Below are 17896 nucleotides of genomic sequence, written 5' to 3' on the forward strand. Positions count from 1 at the left end.
CCCGAAGGAAATTGACGACAACGACTATTTTCATGGAGTCAACAGGCGGCAACTGGAGTTACTATAGTAACAAAACCGGTTGCGGCCAGCCGATTTTGCCTGGTACATGGCGCTATCAGCGCAGCGCAGTAGTTCGATATGATCGGAGCCATCCTCTGGATATATGCTGATACCGATACTACAGCCAACCTTAAGCTCGAGATCGTCAAACACAACAACATGGCAGATGGATGATATCAGTTTGTTCGCTACCTTGGCTGCATCAGTGGGGTCTGTGATTTTTTGCAGGATGATTACAAACTCATCGCCACCCAGGCGTGCCACGATATCATCCTCACTGACACAATGTTTTAACCGGGATGCAATTACCTGAATCAATCTGTCACCGACCTCATGGCCATAGAGGTCATTAACGGGCTTAAACCGGTCCAAATCCAAAAATAATGTCGCAAAACGTTCACCGTCGCAGTTTGCTCGTGTGACCGTTTGCTTAATGAGTTCGTGAAGCAGGCTGCGGTTGGCCAAACCGGTGAGAAAATCGTAATGAGCCATATCGCGTAGCTTCTGTTCAGTGGCAACCCGTTCGCTGCTGTCTGTGAAGATCACCACATAATGGCTGATATTATTTTGACTGTCGTGGACAGTATTGATGCTCAAGTGCACGGGAAACTCACTTCCATCTTTACGACGGTTAATCAGATCGCCCTGCCAGCTGTTTTCGCAGCCTGCTGTATTCCAGATATCATCAAACCGTGGTTCACTGTTGGTTAAAGTAAGCAAGGTATCCCAATGTTTGCCTAGTACTTCTTGTTTGGCATAGAGGGTCATATCACACCAGGAACGGTTTACTGCAATCACCACTCTGTCAGCATCAGTGATCATAATTCCATTATTACTGGCTTCAAAGACCGTGGCTGAAAGTTGTGTTTCGGCTTGGGCACGCTTCTGCTCGGTGTGATCAATAAAAAAGCCGATCCCTTTTTCACTTTCACCACCAAGCAGCGCGGCACCCAGGTAGACTGAGACGCGCCTGCCATTCTTATGAATCAGTTCTTTTTCAAACGGAGTACAGTGGCCCTTGGTGGCAATCTCTGCAAGTGCCAGTTCATCTCTGTCTCTTGCAGACTCAGGGGTCATCTCACGCCAGTTTATTGAGCCCGGCTGGAAGTCTTCACGCGAATAGCCGAACATGTTGAGAAATGCATCATTTGCATCGATGATAGTGCCATCGCTGTTCCAGTCGATAATACCGATAATGTTACTGCTATACAGACTGCTGAAGCGGTTTTCACTGATATTGAGCTTAGCCTCGGTCTGTTCAATGCTTCGCAAAATGCGGCGATTTACATACATAACTACCGCCAACATGAGTACAAACAGCACCAGACTGGTCGACATCAACGTCCGTTTTACCCAGCGAGCTCCTTCACTCAGCACAAGAGAAAACTGGTATTCCAGACGTTCTAGCGCCAGGTTGATCTTTTGCAGCCGTGGCAGTAACGACTCAATCCTGGCCTCATCGCCGGAGGTTTTGGCCAAATAGACCTGCTCACCAATTGCTTTTAGCTGCAGGATGTAACGGTCTCCCTGGGTCCAAATCTCAATAGCATCACTCATATATGGAAAATGTTCGAATCGCTGGAAGAATACGATCAAGCCAGGGATATCCTGGGGGTCATTCTGTCCGGCCAGAAAGCCTTGAAAAGCCATCTGCAAATCCGGCTGTTCCGACTGTAACTGCAGCCTGGCCTGTCTGTCCCCCAGCGGGACTTCAAGTGATTTCAGGAATAGCTGGTAATCGTCCTCTTTACCAAGATAGATGAAGCGTTCTAGCTGAAGGGTGGCGTTCTTCTGTGCTTTGCCCCACAGACCTTCGCCCCTCACATAACCGCGGACTCCGTTCATGGCTTCAGATTGAATATAGGACAAGCTGAATAGTGCAAGATTGACCAAAATAAAAAGGGCGACAATAAGGTAGATTCGCTGTCGCATAGATAGTGACTGTTGCCAGTTGACTATTTTACTCCTCATTATTTTTCCTTCTGCATTATCCATAATACCTGGATAAAATTCTTATCCGACTGATTTACTGATAGATAATCCTCACTGACAGCCTGGAAAAGGATGCATCTAGTGTCTGTACATCTACTGGCTACTTAGTATTAACATGAGAAATTTCTAATATACCTTTACTGTATAGCAACCAGTATCACATAGGTCTAAAAATAGCCTGATTCTTTTGGCAAAAATAACGCCGTATTCAAGTTTTATCGTAAAGGTAGCAGGATCAAATACACTAATGGCAATGGGAGAATGTTGCAGAGGTTCGCTTGTGGTCAGGTTTAAGTCGCGAGTTTGTTTAAGCCGGTTTACTTGTCAGAAAAAACAAAGCCCCGACATTATGTCAGGGCTTTGTTTTCAGAATATTGCTTTGCTTATTTAGCCAGCTTCTTCCATAGGGTTTTACCCAGGGACTTGTTCTTTTTAGTTTTACCGTACATGGCTTTCTGCATCGCTTGCTCAGCAATCATTTGACCTAACAGTGCACTTCCTAGCTCGTGGCTCATAACTCTCTCCGGATTTAGATCACATTTCTAAAACGGATAGTATCACATTAACGAACCAAAACAAGATCTATGTCACACTTTATCTTTTGGGTTGTCGGTACGTCTTCCCTGCCATTTGGTAAATATCTTTTCTCTTCATACCAAATTGGCTATCAAAAAACCAAGCGACAAACCGGATAACCTCTTCACCTTCATTCATCACGTGTTCGACGTACTCTTTTTCTGAGCCATCGTCTTCCTGCTCGACAGTAACATGATAGATCCGTCGTTCACCATCAACTTCCGCCAATGCAAACTGGCCGGTCAATTCTTGGGCAGCACTTGCCACTTGCTCATCATCACAGGATTTAAGCATCTCTAACGCCGCCGGCAATGCATCTTGCTGGCAAAGAGTCTTCACCAGGTCTTCAAATTGTTTTTGTTCCATTAACTTCACCTCAATGACTAGCCTGCCATTGTAGCGACACAGGTGGCATGCAATCAACTAAGCTCAACGTGCCACAAAAAATTGAAATATAATGCAACGTGAACCATAGTGTCTATATGCATATTAAATGCTCGACAACGTGTTGGCTGGCTGAATTTATAAGTGGAGAGTAATGGTGAATCTTCCGTACGATCCCAATTCAATAACAATTACTCCGGAAGAATTGGAATCTATCCATCAAGCGCTACAGCTTGATGGTCCGGAGCTACTGGACAAAGTAACTCTGCATCTACACAGACGCTTTGAAAGCTTCTGTACCTGCATTGTAGAGGTAGATCGCCACAATTATCGTGCCCAGACATTATCCCATGCCTGTCACCATCAGTTGCAACGCGATACCTCCTTTCCATTAGAAGGTACCCCTTGCGAGTCCATCAGTCAGCACTACACCGAAGCTCTGTTTATTAAAGACGATATTGCACAACGTTTCCCCAACGATAGCCGGCTAACCGAACACAATATAAATGCCTATCTTGGGATCCCCCTGACCACCCGCAGCGGAGAAGTGCTGGGGATTTTATTCTCGACCTTTACTGACGCAATTAACGACTCTTCAGAACTGTTTTATTTTCATCAGGTGTTTGCAAATCTCGTGGTTCATAGTTTGAGAGCTAAGTGGCTGGCTGCCCGCTCTGAAAGCCTGGTAAACCAACTCAGCTATGAGGTCAGCCATGATAACCTGACCGGTCTGATGAATCGTAGCTACCTGTCCGATAAGCTGGAGCGTTTAACCGATGTAAACGACGATAATTTTACTTTGGCTTATTTGGATATCGATAGCTTTAAAACCGTCAACGATCTCTACGGCCACTATATTGGCGACCAGGTTATCAAATTTGTTGCCGAAACGATTACCAGTCAGGTCAGCGATGAGCATCTGGCATTTCGGATCGCGGGCGATGAGTTTGCATTTATCAGCTATTCTAACGATCCACTGCTGGTCTGCCATCGAATATTGGCACTGTTGGAAGACGGGTATAGCGATCCCTGCCATAGCATCAAAGTTTCTGCCCATATAGGAATTGCTCGCCGTTCAGACAGTGTCACCAGCGCTGATCAGCTGATACTGAACGCCAGTCTGGCACTTAAAAACTGCAAACAGTCCCGCAATGTCAAAGTTCAGTGTTATGACACCCACTTAAGCGACCAGTATTACCGGCGAGCCAGAATCATCGACGCGCTGCGCTGCGAACTGGACTCGCCGCTGTCATTCGATAGTGACATCTATGTTGTTGCCCAGCCGATAGTACGCCGTCACAGCAAGCACTGGAACTATTTTGAAATGCTCGCCAGGTGGGAAAACAAAGAGTTAGGAATAATTTCGCCGATTGAGTTTATAGAAGCTGCTGAACAATCCGGTCTGATTGTCGATTTAGGCGAGCGGATTATTGAACTGTCCTGCCAGGCGAAACAGAAACTGGAACAAGGTTTGGGCTATAAAGTCAGAACAGGCATCAACTGTTCTGCTTACGAGCTAAACGATCCTGAACGCTATCTTTCGCACTTGCGCTCGATGCTCACCAAGTATGATTTTCTGCCTTGTGAATTTACGATTGAACTAACGGAAACCGTGTTGCTGTCTGAAACAGAAGATGTGAAGTACCTGTTGGACCGGTTACGGGCGCTCGGTTTTACCATCGCACTGGATGACTTTGGCACTGGTTATTCCAGCCTTAACTACATTCACAGCTACCCGATCGACTGTATTAAGATTGATGCCAGCTTTATCAAAAACATGCTTAGCAGCACCACTTCGGAGCGGGTCGTGTGGCTGATCATCCAGTTAGCGACTCAGCTTGAACTTGACCTCATCGCCGAGGGTGTCGAAACCTCCCAGGCATTGGAAAAACTTTACTCTATGGGTTGTGAACAGATCCAGGGCTACTACTTTTCCAAACCGGAAGAGCCAGAGGTGATCATTGAACGTCACATTCAACAATACACCTCATTATCGGACGCTTTAAACAATGAAACCGCGAACTAGTTTTTAGCCATTAGAATCCGGCTTAACCACGTTGGCCAATTGTTCTTCTTCTGCTTTTAACATGGCATCCAGCTCATCCCTGCGGGCTTTAAACTGGGCTAACTGCTGCTTAGGTACTGAGGTCGCCATTGGAATATTGGCCTTCATCGCATTAACCGGACGGCCGTGCTCCAGCAATTCATAGTGGATATGCGGCCCGGTAACCCGTCCAGTTCGGCCAGACAAGCCTATTTTCTCGCCACGACTAACTTTTTGCCCCTTACGGACATAAATTTTGTTCAGGTGCAGATAACGGGTTTTGTATTTATTACCATGCTGAATAACCACGTAATTGCCGGCATATGGGTGAGAGCGCCTCACCATAACGACCACACCATCACCGGTTGAGACAATCGGCGTGTTCATTGGTGTTGCCCAGTCGGTACCGTTATGCGGGGTTACGCGTCCCGTTACCGGATGCTTACGACGAGGGTTAAACGAAGAACTCAAGCGGTATTTTCCGTTAACCGGACTGCGACGAAATGCGCGCTGTAAACTGTTGCCATCTTTGTCGTAGTACTGACCGTCTGAATGCAGATACGCCGTGATAACCCGACCACGGGTAAAGATTTTGGCAGCCAGGATTTCTCGGTTTCCCGTCAGTTTGTTGCCAACAAACTGCCTACTCTGCACCACTTCAAACTTGTCACCCATTCTCAGATCACGAGCAAAGTTGACTTTGTCACGCAGTAAAGACACCAGATTTTGGATCTCAGAGTTGCCGAGTCCCAGTGCATTCACGGATTTGGAGAATGAACCGCTGATTTCACCCACAATTGCATATTCTTTCCACGTGCCAGGCACTTTAACCGCCTGATAACTAAAACTGTCATCACTCTCGCGAAGATAGACTGCTTTATCCACCACACTAAATTCCAGCTCCATCTTATCGAGCTGCTGGGTACGCTCATCACGCCAGAAGCGCAGAGTATCGCCTGGCTGCAGTGTATCCAGTGCCAAATAGTTAAGGTCGGTTTCCATGACCTTCATTAGCTCCTGATAAGAGAAACCTAACTGAGTAAATATACCGCTGAGGTTATCGCCTTTTTGAATTTGGTATTCGTAATCCGGAATATCTATCACGGGGTGGGGCTGCTGGCTTTGTTGGGCGCTTTGGCTCGATTCCGGTAACTGAAGTTTAATGCTTTTACGCAAGTCAGATTGGTTCGCCGAAGGAAGAAAAACCACGGCTGCCATCACTGGCAGGCTCAATAACAGCAGTTTTCCCTGAGTTGAAATGTCACGCAAACGAATAGCGACAGATTTTGGGCGCACGATCTTACTCACTTATCAAATTTCTAAAGGCGTTAGATTACGAGTTTAGCGCAAAAATGTCACGACCCTGAAAGTTCGGATTAAGGTAAAAAAATGCAAAAAAAGGACACATTAGTGCCCCTTTCGCTAACATTTCTATACTTTTATGTTAAATAATTAAAGATATCAATAGCATCTACTCGAAGGTGCTGATCAGACTATTGTCTTCGCCATAACCATTAGGTCTGTATTGATCGGCATGGGGATCATTAAGCCACTTTTGATTATCCACCAAATACCGAAACTCAAACTCGCTGTCTTTAGCCAGCCGGGTTTTGAATTTAAATGAGTTAGATTTGGCGACTTTTTTCATCGTAGCTGGCTGCCAGTCTAAAAAATCAGCAACCAGTTGAGCCGACTCGTCAACCTGTTCAGCCGGCAACTCAAATGTCACTTCCACTTCATCTTTAGTTTTAAAAAAACGTTTGTTGATCATTGCTCACTCCTTTGAGTCTTTAAATTTCCTGCAAACTAGTTCTAGCATAAGCAACATTGTAACCATTCTCAATGTTGCTGTTGTTTTCATCGCAGCTGGTTGTCGGGTGCCACGCTATACTGAGCCGCTTCCATTAATTCAGGTTCCTCAGAGTAAGCCTGATCCGGTCCGTGTTTTTTATAGCGAATTTGGATCTGGTTGCCATCCGTGGTTAGCTGCTCTATCGCTATGCGATCGCCCAGCAGCTGGCTATCAGCCAGAACGATCCTTTTCACACTATCATCAAAACGAAACAGCGACAGATAATAAAACGCTCCACTGCCCTGGTTGGACACCACCATAATGGCCACACTGCGTTGCGGATCCAGTGGACGAATGGTATCGGTTAACACTGACACCGTTCCGCGTTCCACACCGTCATCGTAACTGCCGAAGACACGTTGATGTTCGGTGTCTGTCTCATCAATCAGCGCAAACGCTTTCGACTGTGGTACCTGAATCGTCCAGGGATTCGTTGTGCTGATACCAAACAGCTGCTTAACAATCGGGTCTGACGTTTGAGTGCTGGCCGGATATTTGGCCAGAATCTGCTCGTCGTCCAGACTAAACCGATAGACGGCCGTAACAACCACCAGTAGCAGCAATACAATAGGAATGAGCAGGATTAGCGGTACGGGTAAAAGACGTCGTTTCATCTCGTTTGAGCCTTATGCCTGAGGAATGCGCCAACATTAACAGCCCGCTTCTGAATACACAATAGATCGCATACGCCGCACACTCCCGACCCTTATCAGCACAAACTATAGGTCCTAACCAGCCACATTCAACAGTTGTCAAAAATGAAACATTTCTCTAACATATGAATCTGAAATAGGGATATGTATTGAATAATTAATCCCAAACATTGAATAGTGTTGCAAGAGACTTAATAAAAGGTTAATCTTGCGGCAATTGAGTTAATAAGGATGTTTAGTGAATAAATATGCCAAGGATCTGGCTATTATTGACTAGTAGTAACATGAGTAATCAAATGCAAACCAACACTCAAACGCTAGAAAAACCAAAAGGTAAAGGCCCTTTCTGGATGTTTCTTATCCCCTCGTTAATGGGGATCTTTCTTTTCATGGCGCCCATCAGTTATAACGGGGACCTCACCATACCTGTTGCCATACTGGCCAAATCACTGACCGGTCTGATTGGCGACTCAGCTTCGTCAATCATTACTCTGGTGATTGTCGCCATGGCCGCTGCTTCTCTGGTATGTAAAATTGCCCAGCCAGCATTTGTTACCAACCGTCCTTTTTTGAATAGCCTGCTCAATCCATCACCACTTTGGCTTGCTGTTCGGATCATCGGTGGTATCGCTGTTATCATGACCTTCTTCCAGGTTGGTCCTGAAGCGGTATGGGAAGAAAACACTGGCGGACTATTACTGGAAGGCCTGCTGCCAACACTTTTTTCTGTATTTATTTTTGCAGGCTTACTGCTCCCTCTGCTACTCAATTTCGGTTTACTGGAACTGTTCGGCACCTTGCTGAGCAAAATCATGCGTCCACTGTTTAATTTGCCAGGTCGTAGCGCAATTGACTGTATGGCATCCTGGTTGGGCGATGGCAGTGTTGGTATTTTGCTGACCAGTAAACAGTATGAAGACAAGTTCTACACTCAACGTGAGGCCGCGGTTGTTGGCACTACGTTCTCTGCAGTTTCGATTACTTTCAGCCTGGTTGTGATTGCTCAGGTTGAGCTGGAGCATCTGTTTCTGCCATTTTACGGCGCGATCTGTCTGGCCGGCCTGGTTGCCGCCATCATTATCCCGCGTCTGCCACCTTTGAGCTGGAAAAAAGATCTCTATGTGGATGGCAGTGCACCTAGCGATGACGCCAATGCCATTCCAGAAGGTCACACCAGCTTTAGCTGGGGGATGCAACAGGCCGTAACGAAAGCCAGTCAGGTAAACTCACTGAAAAACGTGTTTGCCGAAGGCCTGCGTAACGCTGCCGATATGGTGTTTGGCGTATTACCTGTTGTTATGGGTATCGGTACAGTCGCTCTGGTTATCGCTGAACACACTTCTGTTTTCAGTATCCTGGGCCAACCATTTATCCCGTTCCTTGAGCTACTGGGTATTCCAGAAGCTGTACAAGCGTCACAAACTATCGTGGTTGGGTTTGCGGATATGTTTATCCCGGCGATTCTGGCAGCGTCCATCGACAGTGAAATGACTCGGTTTGTCATTGCCGCTATGTCGGTAACGCAGCTAATCTACATGTCAGAAGTCGGCGCCCTGCTTCTGGGTAGCAAAATTCCGGTTAATATCGCAGAACTGTTTGTTATCTTTATTCTGCGTACTCTGATCACTCTTCCTGTGATTGCCGGTGTGGCTCACCTGATATTCTAATCATTGCAAAATGCAATTAATAAAAAGGCTTCCAATAGGAAGCCTTTTTTGCCTCTAACCTTCCGTAACGCTACTCCAATAGTCTTAACTGATGATAATTTGATTTAAAAAGTGCTTCTAGACGCATATAATTGCACAATAAATAACAACTAAAATATCACTAGTAGTATGGGTAAGATGACAAAATGGGGTCTGAGTTTAGCTGCGTTACTATTTAGCAGTTGGGGACAAAGCAGCGAATTATCCGTTGAACTTCCGGACGGAAAAGTGGAAACGCTCAGTATGCAGACCATAGAGCAAGCACTGCCGAAAGTCTCTTTCACCACTAGCTTACCTTGGTTTAAAGAAGCTAAAAAATATACCGGAGTCCCAGCCGAGCAGCTGCTAAAATATTACGATATCAATGACGCCTCGGCGATGTCCTTTATTGCTCTTAATGATTATGCGGCGACAACGGTAATAGAAGATATCGAAAATTATCATCCAGTTATCGTATACAAACTGGACGACCAGAAAATGCGGATTCGAGAGAAAGGTCCATTCTGGCTGGTATTTAACCTTGATAAATACCCACAACTGAATAACGAATTGTTCTACTCACAAATGGTATGGCAAATCGACAAAATTATAATTCATAGAGATAATGGCGAATAAACCAACCCCGTTACCATCGGTTTTACTGCGTGCGAAATCACTGCTGATAGTGCTTTCTGCGTTGCTGATCCTGGCGAACCTGTACCTGTTGTCCGCCACGCGCGAGTTGGCAAAGTCGTTTACCAACAGCCAGTATCAGGCAACCTGGTTTATGTTTCAGCTTAATAAAGAATTCAGTGAACTGGTTGCCATCACCCCTTACAGCGCCGACAACCCGGCAGAGAAAGAACAGACCTGGTTAAAGTTCGAGCTCACCTGGAGCCGGTTCGATGTCATGCTCAATAGCCAGGAATCGGCGGATTTTGTCGCCCTGGAAGGCACCCGAGAATTTTTGTCCACCCTATTTCGCCGTTTTAGTCAGTTAGAGCCCGAACTTCAGGCCGTCAATGATAGTCAATCAGCCGAGCAGCTCGCTAAAAAATTTGAACTGATTTATCAGGATATGGTGGCTTACGTAAATGAGAACTTTCGCAATTCCAGCCCGTTATACCTGGAACAACTAAGCCACGCCAAACGACTTACCCAAGCCCAGTATCTGTTTCTATTCATGCTGATCGCTAGCGTAGCTCTGGTCAGCTATATCCTGCATAAAGAATCACAATACCATTGTTCATTGGCCTTAACCGACCCGCTGACCAACGCCGCTAACCGCCTGGCGTTGATTAAACATCTAAAAGCGCAGGTCGACCGTCAAAAGCCATTTTCACTGTTGTTGATAGACCTTGATGGCTTTAAACACGTTAATGATAGTTACGGCCATATCATTGGCGACAGCGCGCTAAAAGAGATCAGTAAGCGTTTTAACGATACAGTTCAGAAGCACTTCCGCTGCAGCTTATACCGGATTGGTGGTGACGAATTTTCTGTCATCTGTCCCAGCGTAGAAAGCGCCCAGGTAGATCGGTTGATCAATGAGCTGTTCCGTTGCTTTGAGAAGCCGATAGAACTGACCAATGACAGCTCTGTCAACCTGTCGATGAGTGTGGGCGTCTCTCGCTTCCCAGAAGACAGTCTCGACTTTAATCAGTTAATCTCTATCGCTGACCATCAGATGTACGAAATGAAATTTCGGCATCGTGCCTGTGGGAAAAGCGGACTACGGGTTAATCAGTAACGTCCCCATTCACACAGCCAGTTGGCGGTAAGCGCATCTTATAGCACTAGCCAATCTCACGTTATTCAAAACAAAAAAAGCCCCTCTAAAAGAGGGGCAAAAATACCATCGCTTATTATTATAGTGATGAGGTTGAGTTACTCGAACCATTAACCAAAGTCGCCGTTTACATAACCTTTAGTACGGTCATCTTTGGGCTCACTGAATATGGTTTCTGTATTGTCGTGCTCCACCAGTTCTCCCATCAGGAAGAATGCGGTCCGGTCTGAGATACGACGAGCCTGTTGCATGGAGTGAGTCACGATTACGATGGTGTAATCCTTCTTCAGCTCTTCCATCAGCTCTTCAATTTTGTGGGTAGCAATCGGGTCCAGTGCTGAAGTCGGCTCATCCATCAGGATCACATCCGGCTCCATTGCGATAGTACGCGCGATGCACAAACGTTGTTGCTGACCACCAGACAAACCAAACGCGTGCGATTTCAGGCGATCTTTCACTTCGTCCCACAGTGCTGCGCCGCGCAGCGAACGCTCAACTACCTGGTCGATATACTTTTTGTCTTTGATGCCCTGTGCACGCAGGCCATAAGCAACGTTTTCGTAGATACTCATCGGGAACGGGTTCGGTTTCTGGAATACCATGCCGACTTTGATACGTAGATCCGCGACATCGATATTGCCGTAAATGTCTTCCCCGTCCATTTCCAGCCTACCGGTAATTTTGACCCCTTCAATCAGGTCATTCATGCGGTTCAGGCAACGCAATAAGGTTGACTTTCCGCAACCGGAAGGGCCGATTAACGCCGTCACCTGGCGCTGAGGAATCGGTAGGTTGATCGATTTTAGTGCCTGGTTTTCACCGTAGAATAGGTCCAGACCTTCAATATTAAATTTGTTCATGCTGTCATTCTCTAAATTCTGTTCGTCTGACGTGGCTTGGTGCCGCTCAATTAATAAGTTGCGGTATTGATCCGCTTAGCCAATAGTTTTGTGAGCATGTTGATCACCAACACCACCACGATAAGTACCGTTGCTGTGCCGTAAGCCTGGTTCCACTCCTCTACAGTAAAGAGCTCAGTGGTCAGCTTATACAAGTGCACCGTCAGGGTACGGCCCGAATCAAGCAGAGAATCCGGGATACGTGCCACCATACCGGCGGTCAGGAAAACCGGCGCCGATTCACCGATTACCCGGCCAATACTCAGGATGACTGAAGTCAGTATCCCAGGTATCGCGCTAGGCAGAATCAATCGCCAGATAGTATAAATTTTCGACGCACCCAGTCCGTATGAACCTTCTCGATAGGTCTGCGGAACCGCCATCAGGGCTTCTTCAGTAGTACGGATGATCACTGGCAAAATCAGTATGCTCAGTGTCAGCGCACCAGAGAGGATTGAAAATCCAAGTCCCAGGATAGCGACGAAGAACGTCATACCGAACAGACCGAAGATAATCGACGGAATACCCGCTAATGATTCAGTACAGAAGCGGATGACCTTCACCAGCTTGCTGCCAACTTTGGCATACTCGGTCAGATAGATAGCGGTCATGATACCCAGCGGAGCCGCTACGGCAATGGACGCCACTACCATATAGATGGTAGAGATGATCATCGGGAAAATACCGTGCTCATCGCCGGTACGAGTATAGTTATCCGTGATGAAGTTCCAGTCGACGTGTTGCAGACCATTGGACAAAATGTACCAGATGATCCAGAACAGGAAGCCGACAGTTAATGCGGCTGCGCCCCAGATAAAACCTGTGAGAATGGCATCTTTCAGGTCACGAGACTTTTTCAGTTTCACACGATCCATGGGTTACCTCGCTTTCTCACGGTTTAGATACAGCAGTGCTGCATTCAGTATCATGATGAACACCAACAAAACTACACCGGTCGCATACAGCGCGCTGGCGTGTACGCCACTGGCGTAGGACATTTCTATCGCGATATTCGCAGTCAGAGTCCGGGCCGAGTCTAAAATGCCCTGCGGCATCGCTGGTGCGTTACCCATCACCATGATAATGGCCATGGTTTCACCCAGTGCACGGCCGATACCGAGAATCACCCCGGTCATAATGCCCGAGCGTGCCGCCGGAACCAGCAATTTGAAGATAGTGAAAATGCGCGATGCACCCAGCGCCAGAGAACCCTCTTTATACGAACTCGGTACCGCACGAATCGAGGTTTCAGATACGGTGATAACCGTTGGCAGGATCATCACACCGAGCACAATAATACCGGCCAGTATGGTGTTGCCCGCCGGTACCTGAAAAATATTTTGAATCAGCGGAACGATGATAACCAGGCCAAAGAAGCCGTACACCACAGAAGGGATACCCGCCAGCAGCTCTACTGCCGGGCGAATGATATCAGCCAGGCGTTTTGGCGCGATTTCAGCAATAAATATCGCGGTCAGCACGCCGACAGGAACGCCTACCACCACAGCACCAAATGTAGATACCACCGAGGCAACGATCATAGTTGCCACGCCGTATAGGGCTGGCGGCAACCAGTCTTGGCCAAGTACGATGCCGCTGATTCCGGCTTCCTGGAAAGCTGGAATACTCTCTCTGAAAATGAAGTAGGCGATGATCGCCAACGACACAATACCGATAACGGCACTGGTCAGGAATAATCCGTGAAAGATACGCTCTTTCCAATCGACACGCTTTTTCGCGCGCAGACCTGGCGTATGGATAGGGGTCGCTTCTGAATCATTCATAAGCTTGTCACTATTGGTCGCGATGGTCATATTATAATCTCACTGTACGAACTTGTCGGACGTGAATAGAAAAGGCCCAGCCCAAAACCGGGCTGAGCAAACTTGTTTAATTTAGTACTTAGTTCACAGAGATGTAGTGGTGAGAAGCAACAATCTTCTGAGCTTCTTCAGTCAGCATCCAGTCCAGGAATTTCTGAGTTTCAGCTGAAGGTTTGCCTTTCTTGTACAGCACCAGGAAAGGACGGGCAACTTTGTAAGAACCGTTTTTCACGTTGTCTACGCTAGCATCAGCACCATCAATTGACAGAGCGTGAACAGAACCGTCTACAGTACCCAGAGAGATGTAGCCGATTGCGTATGGGTTTGAAGCAACCATAGTCTTCAGACCGCCGTTACCGTTAGCCACTTGAGCACGCTGAGAAATAGCAGACACTTTCTTGTCGCCGATTTTCTTTTTCAGGCTCATGATGTCTTCAAATGCACCGCGAGTACCAGAAGCAGTATCACGAGTGATCGCAACGATAGGCTTATCTTCACCACCTACCTGGTTCCAGTTAGTGATTTCGCCTTTGTAGATGCCGGACACTTGGTCAGCAGTCAGACCTTTAACTTTGTTGCTTGGGTGTACAACAACCGCGATACCGTCACGAGCGATAACTTCTTCAACCAGATTGTCTTCTTTTTCAGACGATTTCAGGTCGCGGGAGGACATACCAATATCCGCGCTGCCGTTTTTAGCCGCTTTAACACCCGCCGAAGAACCTGGGCCTTGGACTTCAATAAATACGTTCGAGTTTTTCTTCATGTATGTTTCAGAGAAAACTTCCATCAGTGGAGTGACACTGCTAGAACCTACCGCAGAAATAGTTTCTTTTGCAGAAGCTGGAGTTACTGCCAGTGCGCCTAGAAGAGCGATTGCACCGATTACTGTCTTTTTCATCACAATTTCCTTTAGTGGCTTTGTTGCCGTTGTGTTTCACTTGAACGAAGCTCACTTTAGGACGCAAATATGACAGTTGTGTTTCACTAACTTGAAAGCTGTATGACAAAGGCAGTTCAATTGGAATAAATTGGCGTCAATGCACTCTATGAACAGCTTGGAAATACTGATAAAAAAAGGGTTGCCTGTTGGCAACCCTTGTATTTACTCGTCATCACTGGAAGGTGGTGTTTTCTTTTTCGGGACAAACACCTGATCGCCCACGGCCACATTGGTGTAGAAGCCTTTATCCCGCTTAGCCGGTTGTTTGGCTGATTTAACGGCTTTCTTCGGCGCTTTTTTCTTACCAGACAATTTGCCTTTCAACGGTTGAGGCTTCTTCGGCTTCAAACCTTTGAACTTGCCTTTCAACCCTTCCATTTCAGAAAACTCAATATCCTGCTGCAAGTATGCTTCTATCCGTTTGAAACTGGCCCAGTCTTTTGGCCCTACCAGCGAAACCGCATCCCCCTTATTCCCGGCACGTCCGGTACGTCCGACCCGGTGGACATACTCTTCAGTATGCTTAGGCAAATCAAAGTTGATTACATGGGTTACGTTGGCGATGTCCAGCCCGCGAGAGGCGACATCTGTGGTCACCAGAATCTTATACACCGCTCGCTCAAAGCGGCTCATGATGGTGTTACGCTGGTTCTGGTTCAGGTTACCGCTCAAAGCGACCGCTTTTAGGTTCTCGGCATTGAGTCGCTCAGTCAGTCGCTCTGTGTCATCACGCGTGGCAGTGAAAATGATCATCTGCCGGTAATCGGCGTCCGAGATAATTTTGTCTAACAGCGCCTGCTTATGATCCAGGTGGTCACACAAGTAAAAGCGTTGCTGGATATCTTTGTGCTCTTCGTTTGACACACCAATGGCTATCCGCTTTGGTGCGTCCAGCATCTCGGCCGCAATATCATTCACTTCCGCGTGATCCAGAGTGGCGGAAAACATCAGAGTCTGACGGCGACGATGCTTGGCGGCATTATGTATCTGACGCAATTGTGGCGCGAAACCGAGATCCAGCATCCGATCCGCTTCATCCAGGATCAGCGTTTCTACGCCATCCAGATAAAGAGAACGATGGTTGAGGTGGTCCGCCAGTCGCCCTGGAGTTGCGACGATAAAACGTGGATAACGGCGCAGTGCTTTTACCTGGTCGTTAAAGTTTTCACCACCAACAATTAATGTGGCATCGTAAGAGAGGCCTGACAGCATAGAGCGTAGCTCACCATAAACTTGCTTTGCCAGTTCACGAGTGGGTGCCAAAATAATACCGCGTGGATCTTTGGCAGATAGTGCTTTGGTTTTTAACGCTTTGTGCAACATTGGCAGAACAAAAGCCAAGGTTTTACCTGAACCTGTTTTGGACGAAGCCAGCAGATCCTTTCCCGCAACCACAACCGGTATCGCGCGTTGCTGTATTTCGGTGGCCTGCTTGAAATCAAAATGTTGCAATGTCTTAAGTAAGCGATTATCTAAGCCCAACTCTTTAAAGTGCAAAGTATTCTCCAGTTGAAAGTTCAATTTGAGCCATCGGCTGACTATACAAACCCAGTCAAATCGGCTCTTGATAAATAACGGCCAATAATACCTTGAAAGCCGATTAAATAGATAGCGATCACAGAAAAAATCACACTGAAAAAGATTCACATCAGTGTCAAATTTCAGACATAAGCTGATAAATGCGTGTAATTAATATAGATATGCGAATAGCGCCAAAAAATAGTCATTAATGGCTTAGTAACAAGGGGTTAATGTGAGAGCACGGTCAATTTATCGCAGAATAATACTAACTTCTTGGATTTTTTTGACTTTTCTCCACTATGTGTTCTATATGATTAAGACTACACTTAACAAAGTCACTATATGCGTAACTATGTATAGGGCGACTTTTTGATACCTACAATAAATGCAAGGAGTTCTTCTATGAACAAAATGTTAATCGCAGCTGCGGCGTCTTCAGTACTGCTTTTGGCTGGTTGTGCTTCAGGTCCTGATGAAGCCACTACTGCAAAACTCGACGAACTAAGCAACCAAGTTGATCAACTAAGCCAAGATGTTGCGATGATGAAGTCTGAACTGTCTTCAGACATCAAAAAATCTAACGATGCTGCTATGGCTGCTCAAGAAGAAGCTGAGCGTGCTAACGAGCGTATCGACAACATCGCCCAGTCTTACACTAAGTAATTCTGTTGCCGTAGTGAGAAAATAGCCTGCTTAATGAGCAGGCTATTTTTTTAACTTAAATTTTCCTCAACACAGCCGGGCTATTTTATCTCTCCCGCAACCACTTCTACCGGCACACCATTTTGCGCCAGAATAACGGCTTTTGCTTTCGCTTCAGATATCTGAAACTCTTCCAGCCACCAGCTCAGTTCCAGCGGCAGTTCCAGCCTTTTTTTCGAACCATCACTTCTCGTCAAGGGTTCATGGGCTTCCACAAATACACTACGATCAGGCTCCAGGGATACTTTAACCGGTTCATTGATTACCCTCACTTTTAAACCCACATTCACCTGACCAAACAGCCATTCGATGTCTTTCGGCTCCATACGAATACAGCCGGAACTGACTCGCAGGCCGATGCCAAAATCTTTGTTGGTACCGTGGATCAAATACTCACCTGAGCCATAAGCCAGCCGCAGCGCGTAATCTCCAAGTGGGTTTTCAGGTCCTGCGGGCACCACTGCCGGGAGCTCTATGCCTTTCGCTAAATATTCGCGGCGGATTGACGCCGGCGGGGTCCAGGTCGGTGCCGGACGCTTCTGGCTGATTGAAGTGACCATTTCCGGCGTATCACGACCAATACGGCCAATGCCGACCGGGAAAATATGCACTTTATTACTGTTGGGCTCGAAATAGTAAAGCCGCAACTCGGCCAAATTGATCACCACCCCCTGATAATCTACCGGCGGCAAAATGATCTGGGTGGGAATCGTTAACACAAAATCTTCCTGAGGCAGGAACGGGTCTACCCCTTTATTCGCGGCCATCAGGGAAAGAAAGCCAACATCATACTGTTTGGCGATCTCTGCCAGTGTTTCACCCTGCTTAATACTGTGGTACTGAGTGCGACCGACAATGTTACTGCCACCGGTGGGCAGATCGTAGGTGGCAGCATACACACCGCCGCTTAATAACCAGCAGCAAGTGAGCAGAATTCGCAGCATATTAATTTTCCTTCGCATCTTTATACAGG

Annotated in this window: 17 protein-coding genes; 5 read left to right on the plus strand and 12 right to left on the minus strand. The window is 46.8% G+C overall.

The genetic code is table 11. The features are described from left to right. Nucleotides 1-30: 30 nt before the first annotated feature. The 3 genes from ACQY6F_RS10300 to ACQY6F_RS10310 all read right to left on the minus strand — a co-directional run bounded on the left by ACQY6F_RS10300 (nt 31) and on the right by ACQY6F_RS10310 (nt 2994). Nucleotides 31-2031: a diguanylate cyclase domain-containing protein gene (locus ACQY6F_RS10300; protein ID WP_428774144.1), complete on the minus strand. Its 2001-nt coding sequence runs from the start codon at nt 2029-2031 to the stop codon at nt 31-33. A 404-nt stretch (nt 2032-2435) separates the two neighbouring features. Further along, on the minus strand, nt 2436-2567 hold the full coding sequence (locus tag ACQY6F_RS10305; RefSeq protein WP_428774145.1) for a hypothetical protein: 132 nt from the start codon (nt 2565-2567) through the stop codon (nt 2436-2438). 79 nt (nt 2568-2646) lie between these two features. Beyond that, complete coding sequence (locus ACQY6F_RS10310) at nt 2647-2994, minus strand: hypothetical protein (RefSeq protein ID WP_428774147.1); 348 nt, start codon at nt 2992-2994, stop codon at nt 2647-2649. Between the two features lie 172 nt (nt 2995-3166). On the opposite strand from ACQY6F_RS10310, the gene ACQY6F_RS10315 reads away from it, so the two are divergent. Beyond that, nucleotides 3167-5038: a putative bifunctional diguanylate cyclase/phosphodiesterase gene (locus tag ACQY6F_RS10315; RefSeq protein ID WP_428774149.1), complete on the plus strand. Its 1872-nt coding sequence runs from the start codon at nt 3167-3169 to the stop codon at nt 5036-5038. 3 nt (nt 5039-5041) lie between these two features. Here the strand turns inward: ACQY6F_RS10315 and ACQY6F_RS10320 are convergent, their stop codons facing one another. From ACQY6F_RS10320 to ACQY6F_RS10330, 3 genes are all read right to left on the minus strand, one after another. Continuing rightward, a complete protein-coding gene (locus ACQY6F_RS10320; protein WP_428774151.1) occupies nt 5042-6352 on the minus strand; it encodes a peptidoglycan DD-metalloendopeptidase family protein in 1311 nt (436 codons plus the stop codon). A 175-nt stretch (nt 6353-6527) separates the two neighbouring features. Further along, the gene (locus tag ACQY6F_RS10325) at nt 6528-6827 is read right to left on the minus strand and encodes an isoamylase early set domain-containing protein (protein WP_428774153.1); all 300 of its coding nucleotides are present in this window, start codon (nt 6825-6827) and stop codon (nt 6528-6530) included. Nucleotides 6828-6913: 86 nt separating this feature from the next. After that, on the minus strand, nt 6914-7522 hold the full coding sequence (locus ACQY6F_RS10330; RefSeq protein ID WP_428774155.1) for a hypothetical protein: 609 nt from the start codon (nt 7520-7522) through the stop codon (nt 6914-6916). Between the two features lie 335 nt (nt 7523-7857). Between ACQY6F_RS10330 and ACQY6F_RS10335 the strand changes: the two genes are divergently transcribed. From ACQY6F_RS10335 to ACQY6F_RS10345, 3 genes are all read left to right on the plus strand, one after another. Beyond that, nucleotides 7858-9228 carry a YjiH family protein gene (locus tag ACQY6F_RS10335; RefSeq protein ID WP_428774156.1) on the plus strand — a complete coding sequence of 457 codons (1371 nt, stop codon included), beginning with the start codon at nt 7858-7860 and terminating at the stop codon, nt 9226-9228. Between the two features lie 177 nt (nt 9229-9405). Then, nucleotides 9406-9882: a hypothetical protein gene (locus tag ACQY6F_RS10340; RefSeq protein WP_428774157.1), complete on the plus strand. Its 477-nt coding sequence runs from the start codon at nt 9406-9408 to the stop codon at nt 9880-9882. Then, a complete protein-coding gene (locus tag ACQY6F_RS10345; RefSeq protein WP_428774158.1) occupies nt 9872-10996 on the plus strand; it encodes a GGDEF domain-containing protein in 1125 nt (374 codons plus the stop codon). Before ACQY6F_RS10340 ends, ACQY6F_RS10345 begins: the two co-directional genes overlap by 11 nt. A gap of 149 nt (nt 10997-11145) precedes the next feature. Here the strand turns inward: ACQY6F_RS10345 and pstB are convergent, their stop codons facing one another. The 5 genes from pstB to ACQY6F_RS10370 all read right to left on the minus strand — a co-directional run bounded on the left by pstB (nt 11146) and on the right by ACQY6F_RS10370 (nt 16209). Further along, complete coding sequence (pstB, locus tag ACQY6F_RS10350; RefSeq protein WP_428774160.1) at nt 11146-11895, minus strand: phosphate ABC transporter ATP-binding protein PstB; 750 nt, start codon at nt 11893-11895, stop codon at nt 11146-11148. Nucleotides 11896-11945: 50 nt separating this feature from the next. Next, nucleotides 11946-12809 (minus strand): phosphate ABC transporter permease PstA, encoded by an 864-nt coding sequence (gene pstA / locus ACQY6F_RS10355; RefSeq protein WP_428774161.1) that lies wholly within the window; start codon nt 12807-12809, stop codon nt 11946-11948. 3 nt (nt 12810-12812) lie between these two features. Continuing rightward, nucleotides 12813-13748 (minus strand): phosphate ABC transporter permease subunit PstC, encoded by a 936-nt coding sequence (gene pstC, locus ACQY6F_RS10360; protein ID WP_428774162.1) that lies wholly within the window; start codon nt 13746-13748, stop codon nt 12813-12815. A gap of 88 nt (nt 13749-13836) precedes the next feature. After that, nucleotides 13837-14658, minus strand: a complete 822-nt coding sequence (locus ACQY6F_RS10365) for a phosphate ABC transporter substrate-binding protein (protein ID WP_428774163.1) — start codon at nt 14656-14658, stop codon at nt 13837-13839. A 204-nt stretch (nt 14659-14862) separates the two neighbouring features. Next, the gene (locus tag ACQY6F_RS10370) at nt 14863-16209 is read right to left on the minus strand and encodes a DEAD/DEAH box helicase (protein ID WP_428774168.1); all 1347 of its coding nucleotides are present in this window, start codon (nt 16207-16209) and stop codon (nt 14863-14865) included. Nucleotides 16210-16623: 414 nt separating this feature from the next. Here ACQY6F_RS10370 and ACQY6F_RS10375 point away from each other — a divergent pair, with 414 nt between their 5' ends. After that, nucleotides 16624-16884: an Lpp/OprI family alanine-zipper lipoprotein gene (locus ACQY6F_RS10375; protein ID WP_428774164.1), complete on the plus strand. Its 261-nt coding sequence runs from the start codon at nt 16624-16626 to the stop codon at nt 16882-16884. A gap of 80 nt (nt 16885-16964) precedes the next feature. Here ACQY6F_RS10375 and ACQY6F_RS10380 read toward each other — a convergent pair whose 3' ends face one another. After that, a complete protein-coding gene (locus tag ACQY6F_RS10380; RefSeq protein ID WP_428774169.1) occupies nt 16965-17867 on the minus strand; it encodes a L,D-transpeptidase family protein in 903 nt (300 codons plus the stop codon). Nucleotides 17868-17896: the final 29 nt, after the last annotated feature.

This window comes from Vibrio sp., from assembly GCF_050299255.1.
In the GTDB taxonomy this organism is placed as follows: domain Bacteria; phylum Pseudomonadota; class Gammaproteobacteria; order Enterobacterales; family Vibrionaceae; genus Vibrio.